Origin of the sequence: Pantoea sp. X85 (assembly GCF_029623675.1) — a bacterium.
In the GTDB taxonomy this organism is placed as follows: domain Bacteria; phylum Pseudomonadota; class Gammaproteobacteria; order Enterobacterales; family Enterobacteriaceae; genus Pantoea; species Pantoea leporis.
Window position 1 is genome coordinate 266,740 of the sequence record NZ_CP121108.1, and the last position, 20,800, is coordinate 287,539.

10 protein-coding genes, 1 tRNA gene and 3 rRNA genes are annotated in these 20,800 nt (G+C 55.2%); 11 read left to right on the forward strand and 3 right to left on the reverse strand.

The genetic code is table 11. From position 1 onward, the window contains the following. Window positions 1-58: 58 nt before the first annotated feature. Window positions 59-724, forward strand: coding sequence for a DUF1481 domain-containing protein (locus P6287_RS01220; protein WP_277974384.1), 666 nt, complete (start codon window positions 59-61; stop codon window positions 722-724). A 44-nt stretch (window positions 725-768) separates the two neighbouring features. Here the strand turns inward: P6287_RS01220 and purD are convergent, their stop codons facing one another. Together purD and purH are read right to left on the reverse strand one after the other, a co-directional pair. Further along, window positions 769-2,049 carry a phosphoribosylamine--glycine ligase gene (gene purD / locus P6287_RS01225; protein WP_176972894.1) on the reverse strand — a complete coding sequence of 427 codons (1,281 nt, stop codon included), beginning with the start codon at window positions 2,047-2,049 and terminating at the stop codon, window positions 769-771. A gap of 18 nt (window positions 2,050-2,067) precedes the next feature. After that, entirely contained in the window at window positions 2,068-3,657 is a 1,590-nt protein-coding gene (gene purH, locus P6287_RS01230) for a bifunctional phosphoribosylaminoimidazolecarboxamide formyltransferase/IMP cyclohydrolase (protein WP_277974385.1), read from the reverse strand. 630 nt (window positions 3,658-4,287) lie between these two features. Between purH and P6287_RS01235 the strand changes: the two genes are divergently transcribed. The 9 genes from P6287_RS01235 to aceK all read left to right on the forward strand — a co-directional run bounded on the left by P6287_RS01235 (window position 4,288) and on the right by aceK (window position 16,030). Further along, window positions 4,288-5,832 (forward strand): 16S ribosomal RNA (locus tag P6287_RS01235). 88 nt (window positions 5,833-5,920) lie between these two features. Then, a tRNA-Glu gene (locus tag P6287_RS01240) sits at window positions 5,921-5,995 on the forward strand. Window positions 5,996-6,210: 215 nt separating this feature from the next. Continuing rightward, window positions 6,211-9,118, forward strand: a 23S ribosomal RNA gene (locus tag P6287_RS01245). Window positions 9,119-9,326: 208 nt separating this feature from the next. Beyond that, a 5S ribosomal RNA gene (rrf, locus tag P6287_RS01250) occupies window positions 9,327-9,442 on the forward strand. The 16S, 23S and 5S rRNA genes sit together here with 1 tRNA gene alongside, the layout of an rRNA operon. Window positions 9,443-9,522: 80 nt before the next feature. Then, complete coding sequence (locus tag P6287_RS01255; protein ID WP_277974386.1) at window positions 9,523-9,852, forward strand: hypothetical protein; 330 nt, start codon at window positions 9,523-9,525, stop codon at window positions 9,850-9,852. A gap of 274 nt (window positions 9,853-10,126) precedes the next feature. Next, the gene (metA, locus tag P6287_RS01260; RefSeq protein ID WP_101763126.1) at window positions 10,127-11,056 is read left to right on the forward strand and encodes a homoserine O-succinyltransferase; all 930 of its coding nucleotides are present in this window, start codon (window positions 10,127-10,129) and stop codon (window positions 11,054-11,056) included. Window positions 11,057-11,322: 266 nt separating this feature from the next. Continuing rightward, window positions 11,323-12,921: a malate synthase A gene (gene aceB / locus P6287_RS01265; RefSeq protein WP_277974387.1), complete on the forward strand. Its 1,599-nt coding sequence runs from the start codon at window positions 11,323-11,325 to the stop codon at window positions 12,919-12,921. A 16-nt stretch (window positions 12,922-12,937) separates the two neighbouring features. Next, on the forward strand, window positions 12,938-14,239 hold the full coding sequence (aceA, locus tag P6287_RS01270) for an isocitrate lyase (protein ID WP_277974388.1): 1,302 nt from the start codon (window positions 12,938-12,940) through the stop codon (window positions 14,237-14,239). A 57-nt stretch (window positions 14,240-14,296) separates the two neighbouring features. Continuing rightward, window positions 14,297-16,030 (forward strand): bifunctional isocitrate dehydrogenase kinase/phosphatase, encoded by a 1,734-nt coding sequence (aceK, locus tag P6287_RS01275; RefSeq protein ID WP_277974389.1) that lies wholly within the window; start codon window positions 14,297-14,299, stop codon window positions 16,028-16,030. On the opposite strand, the gene iclR is transcribed toward aceK, so the two are convergent. Then, window positions 16,027-16,860: a glyoxylate bypass operon transcriptional repressor IclR gene (gene iclR, locus P6287_RS01280; protein WP_101763122.1), complete on the reverse strand. Its 834-nt coding sequence runs from the start codon at window positions 16,858-16,860 to the stop codon at window positions 16,027-16,029. The genes aceK and iclR overlap by 4 nt on opposite strands. A 197-nt stretch (window positions 16,861-17,057) precedes the next feature. Between iclR and metH the strand changes: the two genes are divergently transcribed. Continuing rightward, window positions 17,058-20,741, forward strand: a complete 3,684-nt coding sequence (gene metH / locus P6287_RS01285) for a methionine synthase (RefSeq protein ID WP_277974390.1) — start codon at window positions 17,058-17,060, stop codon at window positions 20,739-20,741. Window positions 20,742-20,800 lie beyond the last annotated feature (59 nt).

The window sequence follows — 20,800 nt, forward strand, 5'->3', positions numbered from 1 at the left end:
TGCGGTTTAGCTTTAAAAGAGGGGGCGTTAGCGCCCCTTTTTGTTGCCGGGACCTGCCATGCTGAATTCAATTCCTCAGCGCGTTTGCGCCCTGTTATTTGGTGCGCTGCTGACGGGCTGTAGCTCCACTCCTGAACTGCCTGCCTTCACGGCGAGCGGCTATCTGGCCGACCGCGGCACTGTGCGCATCTGGCGCAAGAATAGTGACCATCAAGTTGTTCACCTGCGTACGGTCTTCACGCCGTTTAATGGCGATGCGATGGAAACCACTGACTACAATTGGCAGCAGCAGAAGCTGATTAGCGTCGAACGGCGCGTCGCGGGTGCACAGCCGGATGATGTCACCTTACGCTTCGATCATCAGGGCAATCTCAATTTCATGCAGCGCCAGCTGGCGGGGCGACGTGAAGCGGTCAGCGCTGATAGCGTTGAGCTATATCGCTTCGATGCGCAGCGCATGCTGGATCAGAGCAATGCGTTGCTTGCAGGCCGTGTATTACTGCGTCAGGGCCATTGGCTGGGTGGCAATCAGGTGCGTGAGTGCGATGACAAGCTGGTGAATGTGGCCTTTGATCGCGACACACTGTATACGCTAGGCCGCCAGCAGCAGAGCCAGGCTGCGCCATTGATGGTGTCGTGGCTGGAAGCGCCGGAAGGTGTGCAACTGCTGCGTGCTACGCCGGATGACGAATGCAGCTGGCAGCCAAATGAGAGTGATTTCTGACAGGCGGATAAGAGAAGGGGCACCTGCTGTGCCCCTTTGCGTACTTATTTGCGGTTAATCGCGCGGTAGCCGATATCGCGGCGGCAGAAGCTGCCATCCCACGAGATATGCTGCGCCAGCGCATAAGCGTTCTTCTGCGCAGCGGCAACATCGTCGCCCAGTGCAGTCACGCACAGTACGCGACCACCGTTGGTGACCACCAGATCGTCCTTCATGGTGGTGCCAGCGTGGAACACTTTGCCATCCGGTACTTCTTCCAGCGGCAGACCGTGAATCTGATCGCCCGTGTTGTAATCGCCCGGATAACCACCCGCCGCTAACACCACGCCGAGAGAGGGACGCGGATCCCACTGCGAGGTTTGCTGATCCAGTTTACCGTCGGTCGCCGCCAGACACAGCGCCACCAGATCCGACTGCAGGCGCAGCATGATCGGCTGAGTTTCCGGATCGCCGAAGCGGCAGTTAAATTCGATCACTTTAGGCTGACCGGCTTTATCGATCATCAAACCGGCATACAGGAAGCCGGTATAGATGTTGCCTTCTGCTTTCATACCGTTAACGGTTGGCCAGATGATCTGATCCATCACGCGCTGGTGTATCTCATCGGTCACCACGGGCGCCGGAGAATACGCGCCCATGCCGCCGGTATTTGGACCGGTATCGCCATCGCCGACACGTTTGTGATCCTGGCTGGTGGCCATCGGCAGCACATTGTTGCCGTCGACCATTACGATAAAGCTGGCCTCTTCGCCATCGAGGAACTCTTCAATCACGATACGGTGACCAGCATCGCCGAACGCATTGCCAGCCAGCATATCCTGCACAGCGGCTTCCGCTTCCGCCAGTTCCATCGCCACGATCACGCCTTTACCGGCCGCCAGACCGTCAGCTTTGATCACGATCGGTGCGCCTTTCTCACGTAGATACGCCAGCGCAGGTTCCACTTCGGTGAAGTTCTGGTATTCGGCGGTTGGAATCTGCTGACGTGCCAGGAAATCTTTGGTGAACGCCTTTGAGCCTTCCAGTTGGGCAGCGGCTTGCGTTGGGCCAAAGATCTTCAGACCTGCAGCACGGAACGCATCAACCACGCCAATCACCAGCGGTGCTTCCGGACCAACGATAGTCAGATCGATCTTTTCCTGCTGAGCAAAGGCCAGCAGCGCGGGAACGTCGGTGGCGCTGATTGCCACGTTTTGCAGAGCCGGCTCGAGCGCGGTGCCCGCATTGCCAGGCGCGACAAATACTGTTTCCGCCAGTGGCGATTGTGCCGCTTTCCATGCCAGCGCGTGTTCACGTCCGCCATTACCAATCACTAAAATTTTCATCTGTACTGCTCCCAACAATTAATGGCGGAAATGACGCATGTCGGTAAAGATCATCGCGATGCCGTGCTCATCAGCGGCGGCAATCACCTCATCATCACGGATTGAACCGCCCGGCTGAATCACGCAACTGATACCGACAGCCGCAGCGGCGTCGATACCGTCGCGGAACGGGAAGAAGGCATCAGACGCCATCGCGGACCCTTTCACTTCCAGACCTTCGTCACCGGCTTTGATACCGGCAATTTTGGCCGAGTAAACGCGGCTCATCTGGCCGGCGCCAATGCCGATGGTCATGTTGTCACGTGCGTAGACGATGGCGTTGGATTTAACGAACTTCGCCACTTTCCAGCAGAACAGCGCATCACGCAGTTCCTGCTCAGTTGGCTGACGTTTGCTGACAACGCGCAGCTGACTGGCATTGACCATGCCCAAATCGCGATCCTGAACCAGTACGCCGCCGTTAACTCGTTTGAAATCCAGCGCCGCAACGCGACCTTGCCACTGACCACACACCAGAACGCGCACGTTCTGCTTGGCCGCGGTAACTTTCAGTGCCGCTTCGCTGGCGGATGGCGCGATGATCACTTCAACAAACTGACGGCTGATGATCGCCTGCGCGGTGGCTTCGTCCAGCTCGCGGTTAAAGGCGATGATGCCACCGAAAGCGGAAGTCGGATCGGTTTTGTAGGCACGCTCATAAGCGTCAAGAATCGAACCGCCAACTGCCACGCCGCATGGGTTAGCGTGTTTGACGATCACACAAGCGGCTTCGTCGAACTCTTTCACGCATTCAAGTGCGGCATCGGTATCGGCGATATTGTTGTATGAGAGCGCTTTGCCCTGAACCTGCTGCGCAGTGGCCACAGAAGCTTCAGCAACATTCTCTTCTATATAGAAGGCAGCATCCTGATGGCTGTTCTCGCCGTAACGCATATCCTGCTTCTTAATGAAGTTGAGGTTCAGCGTGCGCGGGAAGCGGCCAGCCGGTTCTTTGCTGTCGCTGTGATAAGCCGGCACCAGGCTACCGAAGTAGTTGGCGATCATGCTGTCGTAGGCGGCAGTGTGTTCGAAAGCTTTGATAGCCAGATCGAAACGCGTTTCCAGCGTGAGCGAGTTTTCGTTGGCATCCAGCTCGGCAATGATCGCTTCGTAATCGCTGCTCTTCACCACGATCGCCACGTCTTTGTGGTTCTTCGCCGCTGAGCGAACCATGGTTGGGCCACCGATATCGATGTTCTCAACCGCGTCAGCTAATGAGCAATCAGGTTTGGCAACGGTTTGTGCGAAGGGATAGAGGTTGACGACCACCATGTCGATTGGGTTGATAGCGTGTTCAGCCATGATCGCATCATCCTGACCACGACGACCCAAAATGCCGCCATGCACTTTCGGGTGCAGCGTTTTGACGCGTCCATCCATCATTTCCGGGAAACCGGTGTAGTCAGAAACTTCGGTGACGGGCAAGCCCGCATCAGCCAGCAGACGTGCTGTACCGCCTGTGGAGAGCAGCTCAACACCACGACTGGAGAGTGCCTGAGCAAATTCGAGGATACCGGCTTTGTCAGAGACACTGAGTAGAGCGCGGCGTACAGGACGACGTTGTTGCATGGTGGTTTTATCCCTTGGCTTTGTTTCGCGTAAAAAAGAGCGTTACATCAAGCTTAGTGTCTCTCTTCTATATAGAAGGAAACGCTTGCCTCATGTAACGCCCCAAAAGGGGCATCCTTGACGTCGCCGGGCATTGTAGCGAAAACGTTTGCGTGATGCTCGCCTAAATTCATTTGTGCGGCAGAGTGTGGATAACACTGTGTGTAACTGCGTATAAGGCGGGGTTTTGCTGTGGAATGCAGCGAACGGTTGTTTTTATTGAATTTAGCGGTTGCGTGCTGAGAACAACTCCCTATAATGCGCATCCATCAACACGGCACAACGGTTTACGAAATGCGGTGTTGGTGAGGAAGATTCGATAAGAACTTCCGCCGGATGAAAACGCTGCAAAAAGTGTTTGACTCCGAAGGAGAGTAGCGTAGTATACGCCACCTCGCGACAGACGGTTCAGCCGCTGTTCGCAACGCTCTTTAACAATTTATCAGACAATCTGTGTGGGCACTCGCAGGATTGATATCCGCGTCTCCGGACGCAAAAAAATATCAAAGCCTCACGAGTGAACACATAATGAAATTCATTATGACGTTTTACAGATGAGCACCGCTGAACTTGTTTCAGCAAATCAAACTTAAATTGAAGAGTTTGATCATGGCTCAGATTGAACGCTGGCGGCAGGCCTAACACATGCAAGTCGAACGGTAGCACAGAGAGCTTGCTCTCGGGTGACGAGTGGCGGACGGGTGAGTAATGTCTGGGAAACTGCCCGATGGAGGGGGATAACTACTGGAAACGGTAGCTAATACCGCATAACGTCGCAAGACCAAAGTGGGGGACCTTCGGGCCTCACACCATCGGATGTGCCCAGATGGGATTAGCTAGTAGGTGGGGTAATGGCTCACCTAGGCGACGATCCCTAGCTGGTCTGAGAGGATGACCAGCCACACTGGAACTGAGACACGGTCCAGACTCCTACGGGAGGCAGCAGTGGGGAATATTGCACAATGGGCGCAAGCCTGATGCAGCCATGCCGCGTGTATGAAGAAGGCCTTCGGGTTGTAAAGTACTTTCAGCGGGGAGGAAGGGTGGTGTGAGTTAATAACTTCACCGATTGACGTTACCCGCAGAAGAAGCACCGGCTAACTCCGTGCCAGCAGCCGCGGTAATACGGAGGGTGCAAGCGTTAATCGGAATTACTGGGCGTAAAGCGCACGCAGGCGGTCTGTCAAGTCGGATGTGAAATCCCCGGGCTTAACCTGGGAACTGCATTCGAAACTGGCAGGCTGGAGTCTTGTAGAGGGGGGTAGAATTCCAGGTGTAGCGGTGAAATGCGTAGAGATCTGGAGGAATACCGGTGGCGAAGGCGGCCCCCTGGACAAAGACTGACGCTCAGGTGCGAAAGCGTGGGGAGCAAACAGGATTAGATACCCTGGTAGTCCACGCCGTAAACGATGTCGACTTGGAGGTTGTTCCCTTGAGGAGTGGCTTCCGGAGCTAACGCGTTAAGTCGACCGCCTGGGGAGTACGGCCGCAAGGTTAAAACTCAAATGAATTGACGGGGGCCCGCACAAGCGGTGGAGCATGTGGTTTAATTCGATGCAACGCGAAGAACCTTACCTACTCTTGACATCCAGAGAACTTAGCAGAGATGCTTTGGTGCCTTCGGGAACTCTGAGACAGGTGCTGCATGGCTGTCGTCAGCTCGTGTTGTGAAATGTTGGGTTAAGTCCCGCAACGAGCGCAACCCTTATCCTTTGTTGCCAGCGGTTCGGCCGGGAACTCAAAGGAGACTGCCAGTGATAAACTGGAGGAAGGTGGGGATGACGTCAAGTCATCATGGCCCTTACGAGTAGGGCTACACACGTGCTACAATGGCGCATACAAAGAGAAGCGACCTCGCGAGAGCAAGCGGACCTCATAAAGTGCGTCGTAGTCCGGATCGGAGTCTGCAACTCGACTCCGTGAAGTCGGAATCGCTAGTAATCGTAGATCAGAATGCTACGGTGAATACGTTCCCGGGCCTTGTACACACCGCCCGTCACACCATGGGAGTGGGTTGCAAAAGAAGTAGGTAGCTTAACCTTCTTCGGGAGGGCGCTTACCACTTTGTGATTCATGACTGGGGTGAAGTCGTAACAAGGTAACCGTAGGGGAACCTGCGGTTGGATCACCTCCTTACCTGAAGATACCTTCCCGCGAAGTGCTCACACAGATTGTCTGATAGAAAGTAATGAGCAAGACGGCTGCGAAGTCGTGACACTATCGTGTCCCCTTCGTCTAGCGGTTAGGACTCCGCCCTTTCACGGCGGCAACAGGGGTTCGAATCCCCTAGGGGACGCCACTTGCTTGGTGACAGGTGAAAGGTGTCTCCACGATGTATCTCAAACGAAGCTTACGAGCTGCGTCTGAGATACTGCTCTTTAACAATCCGGAACAAGCTGAAAATTGAAACGACGTATCGTCTTCATTCTCCGTAATAAGAATGAAGCGGCGATATGTTCGAGTCTCTCAAATGCTTGCAGTCTGCACGCGTTGCAAAACGCCTGTGGGTTGTGAGGTTAAGTGACTAAGCGTACACGGTGTATGCCCTGGCAGTCAGAGGCGATGAAGGACGTGCTAATCTGCGTAAAGCGTCGGTAAGGTGATATGAACCGCTACAGCCGACGATGTCCGAATGGGGAAACCCGGTGCACCCAGTGCATCATCGCAACATGAATACATAGTGTTGCGAGGCGAACCCGGGGAACTGAAACATCTAAGTACCCGGAGGAAAAGAAATCAACCGAGATTCCCCCAGTAGCGGCGAGCGAACGGGGAACAGCCCAGAACCTGAATCAGTTTGTGCGTTAGTGGAAGCGTCTGGAAAGTCGCACGATACCGGGTGATAGTCCCGTACACGAAAGTGCACAGATTGTGAGTTCGAAGAGTAGGGCGGGACACGTGGTATCCTGTCTGAATATGGGGGGACCATCCTCCAAGGCTAAATACTCCTGACTGACCGATAGTGAACCAGTACCGTGAGGGAAAGGCGAAAAGAACCCCGGCGAGGGGAGTGAAACAGAACCTGAAACCGTGTACGTACAACAAGCAGTGGGAGCCTCTTTATGGGGTGACTGCGTACCTTTTGTATAATGGGTCAGCGACTTATATTCTGTAGCAAGGTTAACCGTATAGGGGAGCCGCAGGGAAACCGAGTCTTAACTGGGCGTTAAGTTGCAGGGTATAGACCCGAAACCCGGTGATCTAGCCATGGGCAGGTTGAAGGTTGGGTAACACTAACTGGAGGACCGAACCGACTAATGTTGAAAAATTAGCGGATGACTTGTGGCTGGGGGTGAAAGGCCAATCAAACCGGGAGATAGCTGGTTCTCCCCGAAAGCTATTTAGGTAGCGCCTCGTGAACTCATCTCCGGGGGTAGAGCACTGTTTCGGCTAGGGGGCCATCCCGGCTTACCAACCCGATGCAAACTGCGAATACCGGAGAATGTTATCACGGGAGACACACGGCGGGTGCTAACGTCCGTCGTGAAGAGGGAAACAACCCAGACCGCCAGCTAAGGTCCCAAAGTCATGGTTAAGTGGGAAACGATGTGGGAAGGCACAGACAGCCAGGATGTTGGCTTAGAAGCAGCCATCATTTAAAGAAAGCGTAATAGCTCACTGGTCGAGTCGGCCTGCGCGGAAGATGTAACGGGGCTAAACCATGCACCGAAGCTGCGGCAGCGACACTATGTGTTGTTGGGTAGGGGAGCGTTCTGTAAGCCGTTGAAGGTGTGCTGTGAGGCATGCTGGAGGTATCAGAAGTGCGAATGCTGACATAAGTAACGATAAAGCGGGTGAAAAGCCCGCTCGCCGGAAGACCAAGGGTTCCTGTTCAACGTTAATCGGAGCAGGGTGAGTCGACCCCTAAGGCGAGGCTGAAAAGCGTAGTCGATGGGAAGCAGGTTAATATTCCTGCACTTGGTGTTACTGCGAAGGGGGGACGGAGAAGGCTAGGTTATCCGGGCGACGGTTGTCCCGGTTTAAGCGTGTAGGCTGATACCTTTGGTAAATCCGGGGTATCTTAAGGCTGAGGCGTGACGACGAGCCACCACGGTGGTGAAGTAACTGATGCCCTGCTTCCAGGAAAAGCCTCTAAGCTCCAGGTAACACGAAATCGTACCCCAAACCGACACAGGTGGTCAGGTAGAGAATACCAAGGCGCTTGAGAGAACTCGGGTGAAGGAACTAGGCAAAATGGTGCCGTAACTTCGGGAGAAGGCACGCTGGCGCGTAGGTGAAGGGACTTGCTCCCCGAGCCGAAGCCAGTCGAAGATACCAGCTGGCTGCAACTGTTTATTAAAAACACAGCACTGTGCAAACACGAAAGTGGACGTATACGGTGTGACGCCTGCCCGGTGCCGGAAGGTTAATTGATGGGGTTATCCGCAAGGAGAAGCTCTTGATCGAAGCCCCGGTAAACGGCGGCCGTAACTATAACGGTCCTAAGGTAGCGAAATTCCTTGTCGGGTAAGTTCCGACCTGCACGAATGGCGTAATGATGGCCAGGCTGTCTCCACCCGAGACTCAGTGAAATTGAAATCGCTGTGAAGATGCAGTGTATCCGCGGCAAGACGGAAAGACCCCGTGAACCTTTACTATAGCTTGACACTGAACATTGAGCCTTGATGTGTAGGATAGGTGGGAGGCTTTGAAGCGTGGACGCCAGTCTGCGTGGAGCCAACCTTGAAATACCACCCTTTAATGTTTGATGTTCTAACGTAGGCCCGTAATCCGGGCTGCGGACAGTGTCTGGTGGGTAGTTTGACTGGGGCGGTCTCCTCCCAAAGAGTAACGGAGGAGCACGAAGGTTGGCTAATCCTGGTCGGACATCAGGAGGTTAGTGCAATGGCATAAGCCAGCTTGACTGCGAGAGTGACGGCTCGAGCAGGTGCGAAAGCAGGTCATAGTGATCCGGTGGTTCTGAATGGAAGGGCCATCGCTCAACGGATAAAAGGTACTCCGGGGATAACAGGCTGATACCGCCCAAGAGTTCATATCGACGGCGGTGTTTGGCACCTCGATGTCGGCTCATCACATCCTGGGGCTGAAGTAGGTCCCAAGGGTACGGCTGTTCGCCGTTTAAAGTGGTACGCGAGCTGGGTTTAGAACGTCGTGAGACAGTTCGGTCCCTATCTGCCGTGGGCGCTGGAGAATTGAGGGGGGTTGCTCCTAGTACGAGAGGACCGGAGTGAACGCACCACTGGTGTTCGGGTTGTCATGCCAATGGCACTGCCCGGTAGCTAAGTGCGGAAAAGATAAGTGCTGAAAGCATCTAAGCACGAAACTTGCCCCGAGATGAGTTCTCCCTGACTCCTTGAGGGTCCTGAAGGGACGTTGAAGACTACGACGTTGATAGGCCGGGTGTGTAAGCGCAGCGATGCGTTGAGCTAACCGGTACTAATGACCCGTGAGGCTTAACCTTACAACGCCAGAGGCGTTTTGGTCTGAGAGACCGGATATTTTCAGCTTGTTTTACCGGATAAAGAATTAGCGGAAGCGAAGATTTTACGCTGAGACGAGGCGCCGACCGAGACGGAGCGAGGGAGCATACTGAGGTATGTGACTGAGTTACGCGAGGGAGAGCAACGCGGCATCAGTGAAAAATATTCGTTTCGTGCATCAAGAATTTGCCTGGCGGCTTTAGCGCGGTGGTCCCACCTGACCCCATGCCGAACTCAGAAGTGAAACGCCGTAGCGCCGATGGTAGTGTGGGGCCTCCCCATGCGAGAGTAGGGAACTGCCAGGCATCAAATAAGTGAAGAAGCCCCGAACGAAAGTTCGGGGCTTTTTTACGTCTATTAAAAATAAAAATATTGTGAGTAAGAGATGTTTAAATCCAAAATGACTGAAGAACAGAGACGACAACATTACGAAAACTGGTTAAGTAGTGGCATGAATAAAACTGAATATGCGGTTCAACATGGAATCAACATTAAAACCTTTGGTAATCTGACTCGAGCCTTCGCGATTAAGGATGAAGCAGTACAGCTGCAGGAATCTTCTACGCAAATTAAAGATGACACGATAGTAGCGTCCTTAGAAAAAAACAACCCTATGAAATTAAAGCTAAATAGTGGCGAGGTTCTTGAAGGGACTCCCGCAGAAATAGCTGAAATTATGCGTATATTTAAGTTGTGCCGCTCACCATCACGCTAAATAAGCATCAAATCTCATCTTAAATTAATTATAATTTGCCGTAAGAAGCGGCGAATTATAAATCACTTTGAACGTATCTTAGCTTCCATAAAATCAAGAAAAGACTAACAATCATGGATTGTATAAACTTCTGCGATTAGAAAGATAATCCCACCTAAAGCTGAAACATTTTCATAAACCGCATGAAGACTCGACATTCCCGACATAACAAGATAATGTCGGGCATCTGGATGTCTAAACGTTTATACGGTTATCAGTAAGAGGTGAGTAGGTTATGCCAATCAGGATTCCCGACGAATTACCGGCAGTGAATTTTTTGCGTGATGAAAACGTCTTTGTCATGACGTCGTCGCGCGCCAGTGTTCAGGAGATCCGTCCGCTAAAAGTGCTGATTCTCAACCTGATGCCAAAGAAGATTGAGACAGAAAATCAGTTCCTGCGTCTGCTCTCTAACTCACCGTTGCAGATTGATGTGCAGCTGCTGCGCATTGATAGTCGCGAGTCGCGCAACACGCCGACGGAGCATCTGAACAACTTCTACTGCAACTTCGAAGACATCCAAAACGATAACTTCGATGGACTGATCGTGACCGGCGCGCCGCTGGGATTGGTCGATTTCAATGATGTCGCTTACTGGCCGCAGATTCAACGCGTACTGCATTGGGCGAATGAACACGTCACCTCCACGCTCTTTGTATGTTGGGCGGTTCAGGCGGCACTCAACATTCTGTATGGCATTCCTAAGCAGACGCGGCAGAACAAATTGTCAGGTGTTTATGAGCACCAAATCCTGCATCCCCACGCCTTACTAACGCGCGGTTTTGACGACAATTTCCTGGCCCCGCATTCGCGCTATGCTGATTTTCCGAGCCAGCTGATCCGCGATTACACCGATCTCGAGCTATTTGCCGAATCGGAATCCACCGGCGCATATCTGATGGCGAGCAAAGACAAGCGCCTGGCGTTTGTCACCGGCCACCCTGAGTACGATGCGCTGACGCTCTCGGGTGAGTATCATCGCGATTACGATGCTGGCCTGCAGCCGGACGTGCCGTTCAATTACTTCCCGCACGACAACCCAGAGCTGCCACCGCGCGCCACCTGGCGCAGCCACGGCAACCTGCTGTTCTCCAACTGGCTGAACTACTACGTTTATCAGATCACGCCGTTCGATCTGCGCCGGATGAATCCAACACTCGAATAGATTAAACACCTCGTTTGATCCTGCCGCGCTAGCCGAAAGCTATCGCGGCTTTTTTTTTGTCTTCAATTCACCAGTGGAAGTTATTGCCTTTAATTCGAGAGATTAAATTACATAAATATCAATCTGATAAATTAACATAAACATTAAAATGGAAATAGTTTTTGAAATTAAAATAAAAATCATTATGCTCTGATCTTGCAGGTTATAAAACACCCTACATCCGGATCCGATCGTTAAACGATGGATCAACTCAGGAGGCAGCCCGCATGACAGACTCGGTTATCAGCAATACGCTAACCTTCAGCCAGCCCTTTACCCACGCGGAAAAGCAGCTGCTTACCCCAGAAGCAATCGACTTTATACACGCATTAGTGGTGCGCTTTGCACCAGAGCGCGAACGCCTGCTGAAAGCACGCCAGCAACGACAGAAGCGTTACGATCAGGGTGAGTTACCCGGCTTTGATTCGGAAACCGCTTCCATTCGTGAAAATGCGTGGCAGATTCGTCCTATCCCGCAGCTGCTTCAGGATCGTCGCGTAGAGATCACCGGGCCGCCGGATCGCAAAATGGTGATCAACGCGCTCAACGCGAACGTCAACGTCTTCATGGCCGATTTTGAAGATTCACTGGCGCCAACCTGGCAGAAGCTGATCGACGGACAATTAACACTGCGCGATGCCGTCAATGGCACGCTGAGCTTCACCAGTGAAACCGGCAAGATCTACCAGCTGCGCGCCAATCCGGCGCTGCTGATGTGTCGGGTGCGCGGTCTGCATCTGAATGAAAAGCATGTGGAGTGGCGCGATCGGGCCATTCCCGGCGGATTGTTCGACTTTGCGCTCTACTTTTTCCACAACGTTGAAGCGCTGCTGGAGAAGGGCCACGCGCCATGGTTCTATCTGCCGAAAACCGAGCATGCCGCTGAAGTGGCGTGGTGGCGTGAGATCTTCCGCTTCAGTGAAGATCGCTTCGATCTGCCGCGCGGCACCATCAAAGCCACGGTATTGATTGAAACGCTGCCGGCAGTATTCCAGATGGATGAGATCCTGTGGGAACTGCGCGATCACGTCGTTGGCCTGAACTGTGGCCGTTGGGATTACATCTTCAGCTACATCAAAACGCTGGGCCAGCATCCCGATCGTATCCTGCCGGATCGCCAGCAAATCAGCATGGATCAGCCATTCCTCGATGCCTATTCACGCCTGCTGATTCGAACCTGTCATCGTCGTGGTGCGCTGGCGATGGGTGGTATGTCGGCGCTGATTCCGAGCAAAGACGCGGAGCGCAATGTATGGGTGACGCAAAAGGTGCAGGAAGATAAGGCGCGAGAAGCGGGCAACGGTCACGACGGAACCTGGGTGGCGCATCCCGGCCTGGCTGATATCGCGATGGAGGAGTTTGACCGTCGGCTGGGCGATCAGCCCAACCAACTGCACATCACGCGTGAGCAGGATGCGCCAATCACCGCCGAACGTCTGCTGGCGCCCTGTCGCGGCAAGCGTACTGAAGCCGGCATGCGCGCCAATATCCGCGTGGCGCTGCAATATCTGGAAGCCTGGATCAGCGGCAACGGCTGCGTTCCGATTGATGGGTTGATGGAAGATGCCGCCACCGCTGAAATCGCCCGCACCTCCATCTGGCAATGGATTCATCACAAACAAATTCTCAGCGATGGCCAGCCGGTAACGGTGGCGCTGTTTGAACGGCTGCTGGAGGAAGAGCTGGCCACCTTGCAGCAAACCGTTGGCGCAGAACGTTTTCAAAATGGACGCTTCGACGATGCCGCCGCGCTGATGGCGCAAATTACCACCGATGACGAACTGGTTTCCTTCCTCACTCTGCCGGGCTACCGCCTGCTGCCTTGAACCTGGAGATATGACGATGAATCGTACGCAACAGATCAAACAACTGGAATCGAGCTGGAATGATGCGCGCTGGCAGGGAATTACTCGTCCGTACAGTGCGGAGGATGTGGTCAATCTGCGCGGTTCGGTCAATCCCGCCTGCACGCTGGCGGAACGCGGTGCCACCAAACTCTGGTCGCTGCTGAATGGTGAATCGAGCAAAGGCTACATCAACAGCCTTGGCGCGTTGACCGGCGGACAAGCGGTGCAGCAGGCGAAAGCCGGCATAGAGGCGATTTACCTCTCCGGCTGGCAGGTGGCGGCAGATGCTAACCTGGCCGGGCAGATGTATCCCGACCAATCGCTGTATCCGGTGAATTCGGTGCCAAATGTGGTGGAGCGGATTAATCAGAGCTTCCAGCGTGCCGATCAAATTCAGTGGGCCAGCGGCGTATCGCCAGAAGACAGTGATTTTATTGATTACTTCCTGCCGATTGTCGCCGATGCGGAAGCGGGCTTTGGCGGCGTGCTCAATGCGTTCGAGCTGATGAAATCGATGATTCAGGCCGGTGCCGGCGCGGTGCATTTTGAAGACCAACTGGCGGCGGTGAAGAAGTGCGGCCACATGGGTGGCAAGGTATTAGTCCCAACGCAGGAAGCGATTCAGAAACTGGTGGCGGCGCGTCTGGCCGCGGACGTCATGAACGTGCCGACAGTGTTGCTGGCGCGCACCGATGCGGATGCCGCCGATCTGATCACCTCAGATTGCGACCCGCGCGATGCGGCGTTTATCACCGGCGAGCGCACCTCGGAAGGCTTCTTCCGCACGCGTGCCGGGATTGAACAGGCGATCAGCCGCGGGCTAGCGTATGCGCCTTATGCCGATGTGCTGTGGTGCGAAACCTCAACGCCAGATCTGGAGATGGCGCAGCGCTTTGCCGACGCGATTCACGCGCAGTATCCCGGCAAGCTGCTGGCTTACAACTGCTCGCCTTCGTTCAACTGGAAGAAGAACCTTGACGATCGCACTATCGCCCGTTTCCAGCAGGCGCTGAGCGAAGTGGGCTATCGCTTCCAGTTCATTACGCTCGCCGGAATTCACAGCATGTGGTTCAACATGTTTGACCTGGCGCACGCCTATGCACAGGGCGAAGGCATGCGCCATTACGTGGAGAAAGTGCAGCAGCCGGAGTTTGCGGCGCGCGATAAGGGTTACACCTTCTCATCGCATCAGCAGGAAGTGGGCACCGGCTATTTCGATCGCGTCACCAACGTCATCCAGGGCGGACAATCCTCCGTGACCGCGCTGACCGGCTCCACCGAAGCCGCACAATTCTGAAGCCGTTGTAAGGTCGCCATTCAATGGCGACCGCTTACCGCTAAAGGAGCGTTGCCGATGACGCCGAGAGAATCGCTGATCGCCCACACCATTCTGCAAGGTTTTGACGCGCAGTATGGCCGCTTTCTGGATATCACCGCCGGTGCGCAACAGCGCTTCGAGCAGGCCGACTGGCACGCGGTGCAGCAGGCAATGAAAGCGCGTATCCATCTTTACGATCACCATGTTGGCCTGGTCACCAACCAGCTGCGCATTCTCAATGACACTTCGGGTTGGGATGACGCGTTCTGGCTACGGGTGAAAAGCCATTACGAAACCTTGCTGCCCGGCTATCCGCGCCATGAAATCGCCGAAAGCTTCTTCAATTCGGTCTATTGTCGCCTGCAGGGCCACAGCCATTTGTCGCCCGAGCGTCTGTTTATCTTGCCGTCGCAGCCCTATGCGCCCGCACCGGTTGCGCCGCGCCCGCTGTCGCGCCTCTATCGTCCGCAGCAGAGTTGGCAGGAAACACTGCGTCAGGTGTTGAATGACATTCCGCTGCGTCTAACGTGGCAGGATCAAACGCGCGATATCGGCTGGATTGTGCGCCATCTGCACGAGCAGTTTGGTGCCACACAGCTGGCGACGGCGACGCTGGATGTCGCCAGCGAACTGTTTTACCGCAACAAAACCGCGTGGATTGTGGCGCGCCTGCAGCTGAGTGATGGCATGGTGCCCTGTTTGCTGCCGATTCAGCGCGATGATGCTGGCCGTTTGTGGATTGATACCTGTCTCACCGACAGCGATGATGCCAGCATCGTGTTTGGTTTTGCCCGCGCCTATTTCATGGTGTACGCGCCGGTGCCAGCCGCGCTGGTGGCGTGGCTGCAACCGATTCTGCCGGGAAAAACCGTGGCAGAGCGCTACATGGCGATTGGCTGTCAGAAGCACGGTAAAACCGAATGCTACCGTGAATACCTGCACTATCTGGCGCACAGTCAGGAAGATTTCACCGTCGCACCCGGCATTCGCGGCATGGTAATGATGGTGTTCACGCTGCCGGGTTTTGATCGCGTATTTAAGGTGATCAAAGACCGCTTCGCACCGCAAAAAGAGGTCACCGATGCGCAGGTGCGCGACTGCTATCGCATGGTCAAAGAGCACGATCGCGTGGGTCGTATGGCGGATACGCAGGAGTTTGAGCACTTTGCGTTACCGCGCGCGCGAATTCCGGCCGAGCTGATGGCGGAGTTTGAGCGCGATATCCCGGAAAAGCTCGAGCTGCGCGACGATGTGGTGATCATCCGCCATTTGTGGCTGGAACGCCGCATGGAGCCGCTTAATCTGTGGCTGGCTCAGGCTTCGCCGGAACAGCGGCAGCACGCGATTGGCGAATACGGTGATGCGATTCGTCAGCTGGCGGCGGCAAATATTTTCCCCGGCGACATGCTGTACAAAAACTTTGGTATGACGCGTCATGGCCGCGTGGTGTTTTACGATTACGACGAAATCCGCCCGATGACCGAACTGGTGTTCCGCGATGTGCCGCAGGCGCGCTATGAGGAAGATGAGCTGCAGGCCGAGCCGTGGTACAGCGTCGGGCCGGATGATGTGTTCCCGGAAACCTTTCGCTATGCGCTGTGCAGCGAACCCTCGACCGGCAAACTGCTGCAGGCGCTGCATCCGCAGCTGTTTGATCCCAACTGGTGGCGCGCGCTGCAAACGCGCATCCGCGAAGGGCATATTGAAGAGGTCATTGCGTGGCGCGCCAGCCAGCGTTTCAGCGCGCGCTATGCGTCGGTGGCCGCTTAGCGGCCAGAATAGGTTTGGGTCACCTGCTTCGCGGCGCGGATCACCAGCGCACCCAGCTCGGTGATACGGTCGTCAGTCATGCGCGCAATCGGGCCGGAGATTGAGATGGCGGCGAAGGGTTCGCCATGTTCGTCATAAATCGGTGCCGCAACGCAGCGCAGACCCAGCGCGTGCTCTTCATCATCGTGCGAAAAGCCCATCTTACGAATCAGCGCCAGATTCTCCTTCAGGCTGTGCGGCGACATCAGCGTTTTCGGCGTGTAGTGATGCAGCCCTTTTTGATGCAGCAGCGCGGTAACTTGCTCATCGCTCAGATGCGCCAGAAACGCTTTGCCGGCGCCGGATGCATGCATCGGCAGCTTGCCGCCAATCGGCGCGGACATGCGCATCAGCTGCGTACACTGCACCTGGTCGATGATCACCGCCTGATAATCGCTGAGATCCAGCACCGCCAGATTCACCGTCTCGCCGGCATCTTCCATCAGCTTGCGCAGCAGCGGATGCACAATCGCCAGCAGATTGCGGCTCTGCAGGAAGCTGCTGCCGACCACAAACGCGTGCGAACCAATGGTCCACAAACCTAAGTCGCCCACCTGATGCACAAAACCTTGCTGCTGCATGGTGGAGAGCAGGCGATGAGTGGTGGAGTTGGGTAAACCGGCCTGTTGTGCCAGTTCGGTCAGCGCCACGCTGCCGTGGGATTCGGCAATCAGCTCCAGCAGGCGCAGACCACGCGTCAAAGATTGTACTTGCCCGCCGACGGGCGCGCTGGTGGTAGCCGTTGTCGCACGCGGTTTCTTGCCGCGTTTCACGGGCGCAGGGGTTGCCATAACGTCTCCAATTCGCATCAATGCTGGAAACCATTTTCGTTTTTAACCGCATTAATGCAAACGCTGACTTTCTGGTCAGACCTGTCATCGGCAATAGCTGAAAATGTCTCATCTGAGCTGACTTTTGATCACCTGCAAGTTGTGCCAGTATGACTGGCTGGCATATTAGCCAACGCAATGACGTGGACGGGGCGAGAGTGAGCAACAAAACAGAAATGCTGCAGCAGCAGCTGGCGCAACGCATTATGATTCTGGACGGTGGCATGGGCACCATGATCCAGAGTTATAAACTGAGTGAGCAGGATTTCCGTGGCAGCCGCTTTGCCGACTGGCCATCTGATTTGAAGGGCAACAACGATCTGTTGGTGCTAACCAAACCGGAGGTGATCCGCGAAATCCACGATGCCTATCTCGCTGCCGGCGCGGATATTCTCGAGACCAACACCTTCAACTCCACCACCATTGCGATGGCCGATTACGCGATGGAAGCGCTGTCGGCGGAGATCAACTTCGAAGCCGCCAAACTGGCGCGTGCCAGTGCCGATGCATGGACGGCGAAAACGCCGCATCGTCCGCGCTACGTGGCGGGCGTGTTGGGCCCGACCAACCGCACCTGTTCTATCTCGCCGGACGTCAACGATCCCGCCTATCGTAACGTCACCTTTAATCAGCTGGTGGAAGCCTACCGCGAATCGACGCATGCGCTGATCGCCGGTGGCTCCGACCTCATCATGATCGAAACGGTGTTCGATACCCTGAACGCCAAAGCGGCGATCTACGCGGTGCAGGCCGAGATGGAAGCGATGGGCGTGAAGCTGCCGCTAATGATCTCCGGCACCATCACCGATGCGTCCGGTCGTACGCTCTCCGGCCAAACCACCGAAGGTTTCTATAACTCGCTGCGCCACGCCGAACCGCTGTCGTTCGGCCTCAACTGTGCTCTTGGCCCGGATGAACTGCGTCAGTATGTGGCGGAGCTGTCGCGCATTGCTGAAGGCTACGTCACCGCGCACCCGAATGCCGGTTTGCCCAACGCCTTTGGTGAATACGATCTCGATGCGACGATCATGGCTGAGCAAATTGGTGAGTGGGCGCGCGCCGGTTTCCTCAATATTATCGGCGGCTGCTGCGGCACCACGCCGGAACACATCGCGGCGATGGCGGCAGCGGTAGACGGCGTTGCGCCGCGCCAGTTGCCTGAGATTCCGGTTGCCTGTCGCTTAGCCGGGCTTGAACCGCTGAATATTCAGGCCGATTCGCTGTTCGTCAACGTCGGTGAACGCACCAACGTCACCGGCTCGGCCAAATTTAAGCGTCTGATCAAAGAAGAGAAATACAACGAAGCGCTGGATGTGGCGCGCCAGCAGGTAGAGAACGGTGCGCAAATCATCGACATCAACATGGATGAAGGCATGCTGGATGCGGAAGCGGCGATGGTGCGCTTCCTCAATCTGATTGCTGGTGAGCCGGATATCGCCCGCGTGCCAATTATGATCGACTCCTCGAAATGGGAAGTGATCGAGAAAGGCCTGCAGTGCATTCAGGGCAAAGGCATTGTGAACTCTATTTCGATGAAAGAGGGCGTGGAACCGTTTATCGCGCACGCGCGCAAAGTGCGTCGCTACGGCGCAGCGATGGTGGTGATGGCGTTTGACGAAGCGGGTCAGGCGGATACGCGGGCGCGCAAAATTGAGATCTGTCGTCGCGCCTACAAGATTTTGACCGAAGAGGTCGGTTTCCCGCCAGAAGACATCATTTTCGACCCGAATATTTTTGCCGTAGCGACCGGCATTGAAGAACACAACAATTACGCGATGGACTTTATCGGTGCCTGCGAAGACATCAAGCGCGAACTGCCACACGCGATGATCTCCGGCGGCGTCTCCAACGTGTCGTTCTCGTTCCGTGGTAACGAACCGGTGCGCGAAGCGATTCACGCGGTGTTCCTCTATTACGCCATCCGCAACGGCATGGACATGGGCATCGTGAACGCCGGTCAGCTGGCGATTTACGACGATCTGCCTGCCGAACTGCGTGACGCGGTGGAAGATGTGGTGCTGAATCGTCGTGACGATGGCACCGAGCGCTTGCTGGAACTGGCGGAGAAATATCGCGGCAGCAAAAGCGACGGCGAGCAGGAGAAACAGCAGGCCGAATGGCGCAGCTGGGACGTGGTAAAACGTCTGGAATACTCGCTGGTGAAAGGCATCACCGAGTTTATTGAGCTGGATACCGAAGAGGCGCGCCAGGCAGCAGCGCGGCCGATTGAAGTGATTGAAGGGCCGCTGATGTCCGGCATGAACGTGGTTGGCGATCTGTTCGGCGAGGGCAAGATGTTCCTGCCGCAGGTGGTAAAATCAGCGCGCGTGATGAAGCAAGCGGTGGCCTATCTCGAACCTTATATTCAGGCCAGCAAAGAGGCCGGACGCAGCAACGGCAAGATTGTGCTGGCAACGGTAAAAGGCGATGTGCATGACATCGGCAAAAATATCGTCGGCGTAGTGCTGCAATGTAACAACTACGAAATTATTGACCTCGGCGTTATGGTGCCGAGTGACAAAATCCTCAAAACCGCGATTGCCGAGAACGCCGATATCATCGGCCTTTCCGGCCTGATCACGCCGTCGCTGGATGAGATGGTTAACGTCGCCAAAGAGATGGAGCGCCAGGGATTCACCATCCCGCTGCTGATTGGCGGCGCGACTACCTCGAAAGCGCATACCGCAGTGAAAATCGAGCAGAACTATAGCGGACCAACGGTCTACGTGCAGAACGCCTCGCGCACCGTGGGCGTGGTGTCATCGCTGCTGTCCGAAACGCTGAAAGAAGATTTCGTGGCGCGCACGCGCAAAGAGTACGACACGGTGCGTATTCAGCACGCGCGCAAAAAGCCGCGCACGCCGCCGGTGAGCCTGCAAACTGCGCGCGATAATGATTATGTCATTGATTGGGAAAGCTATACGCCGCCGGTGGCGCACCGCCTCGGTGTGAGTCCGGTCGAAGCCAGCATTGAAACGCTGCGCAATTACATCGACTGGACGCCGTTCTTTATGACCTGGTCGCTGGCCGGCAAATATCCGCGCATTTTGGAAGATGAAGTGGTAGGCGAAGAGGCCAAACGCCTGTTTGCCGATGCCAACGCCATGCTCGATATGCTGAGCAGCACCGGCACGCTCAATCCACGCGGCGTGGTAGGGATTTTCCCGGCCAACCGTGTCGGCGATGACATTGAAATCTACAGCAACGAGAACCGCAATCAGGTGCTGTGCGTCAGTCATCATTTGCGTCAGCAGACCGAGAAATCCGACTTCGCCAACTACTGTTTGGCCGACTTTGTGGCCCCAAAATCCAGCGGTAAAGCCGACTATCTCGGCGCGTTTGCGGTTACCGCCGGAATTGAGGAAGATGCGCTGGCCGAGGCGTATGACAAGCAGCACGATGATTACAACAAAATCATGGTGAAAGCGGTGTCGGATCGCCTGGCAGAAGCCTTTGCTGAATATCTGCACGAGCGCGTGCGTAAGGTGATTTGGGGCTTTGCCGCCCATGAAAATCTCAGCAACGAAGAGCTGATTCGCGAGAACTATCAGGGCATTCGTCCTGCACCGGGTTATCCGGCGTGTCCGGAACACACCGAGAAAGCACCGATCTGGCAGCTGCTGGATGTGGAGAAGCATACCGGCATGAAGCTCACCGAATCTTTCGCCATGTGGCCAGGCGCAGCGGTTTCCGGCTGGTACTTCAGCCATCCTGATAGCAAGTACTTCGCCGTGGCGCAGATTCAGCGCGATCAGGTGGAAGATTACGCCGCGCGTAAAGGCATGAGCGTGAGCGAAGTTGAGCGCTGGCTGGCACCCAATTTGGGTTATGACGCAGATTAATAGTCGGTAACGCGCAATAAATGGCGCCGCTACGGTATATGCACCTCTCCGTAGCGGCG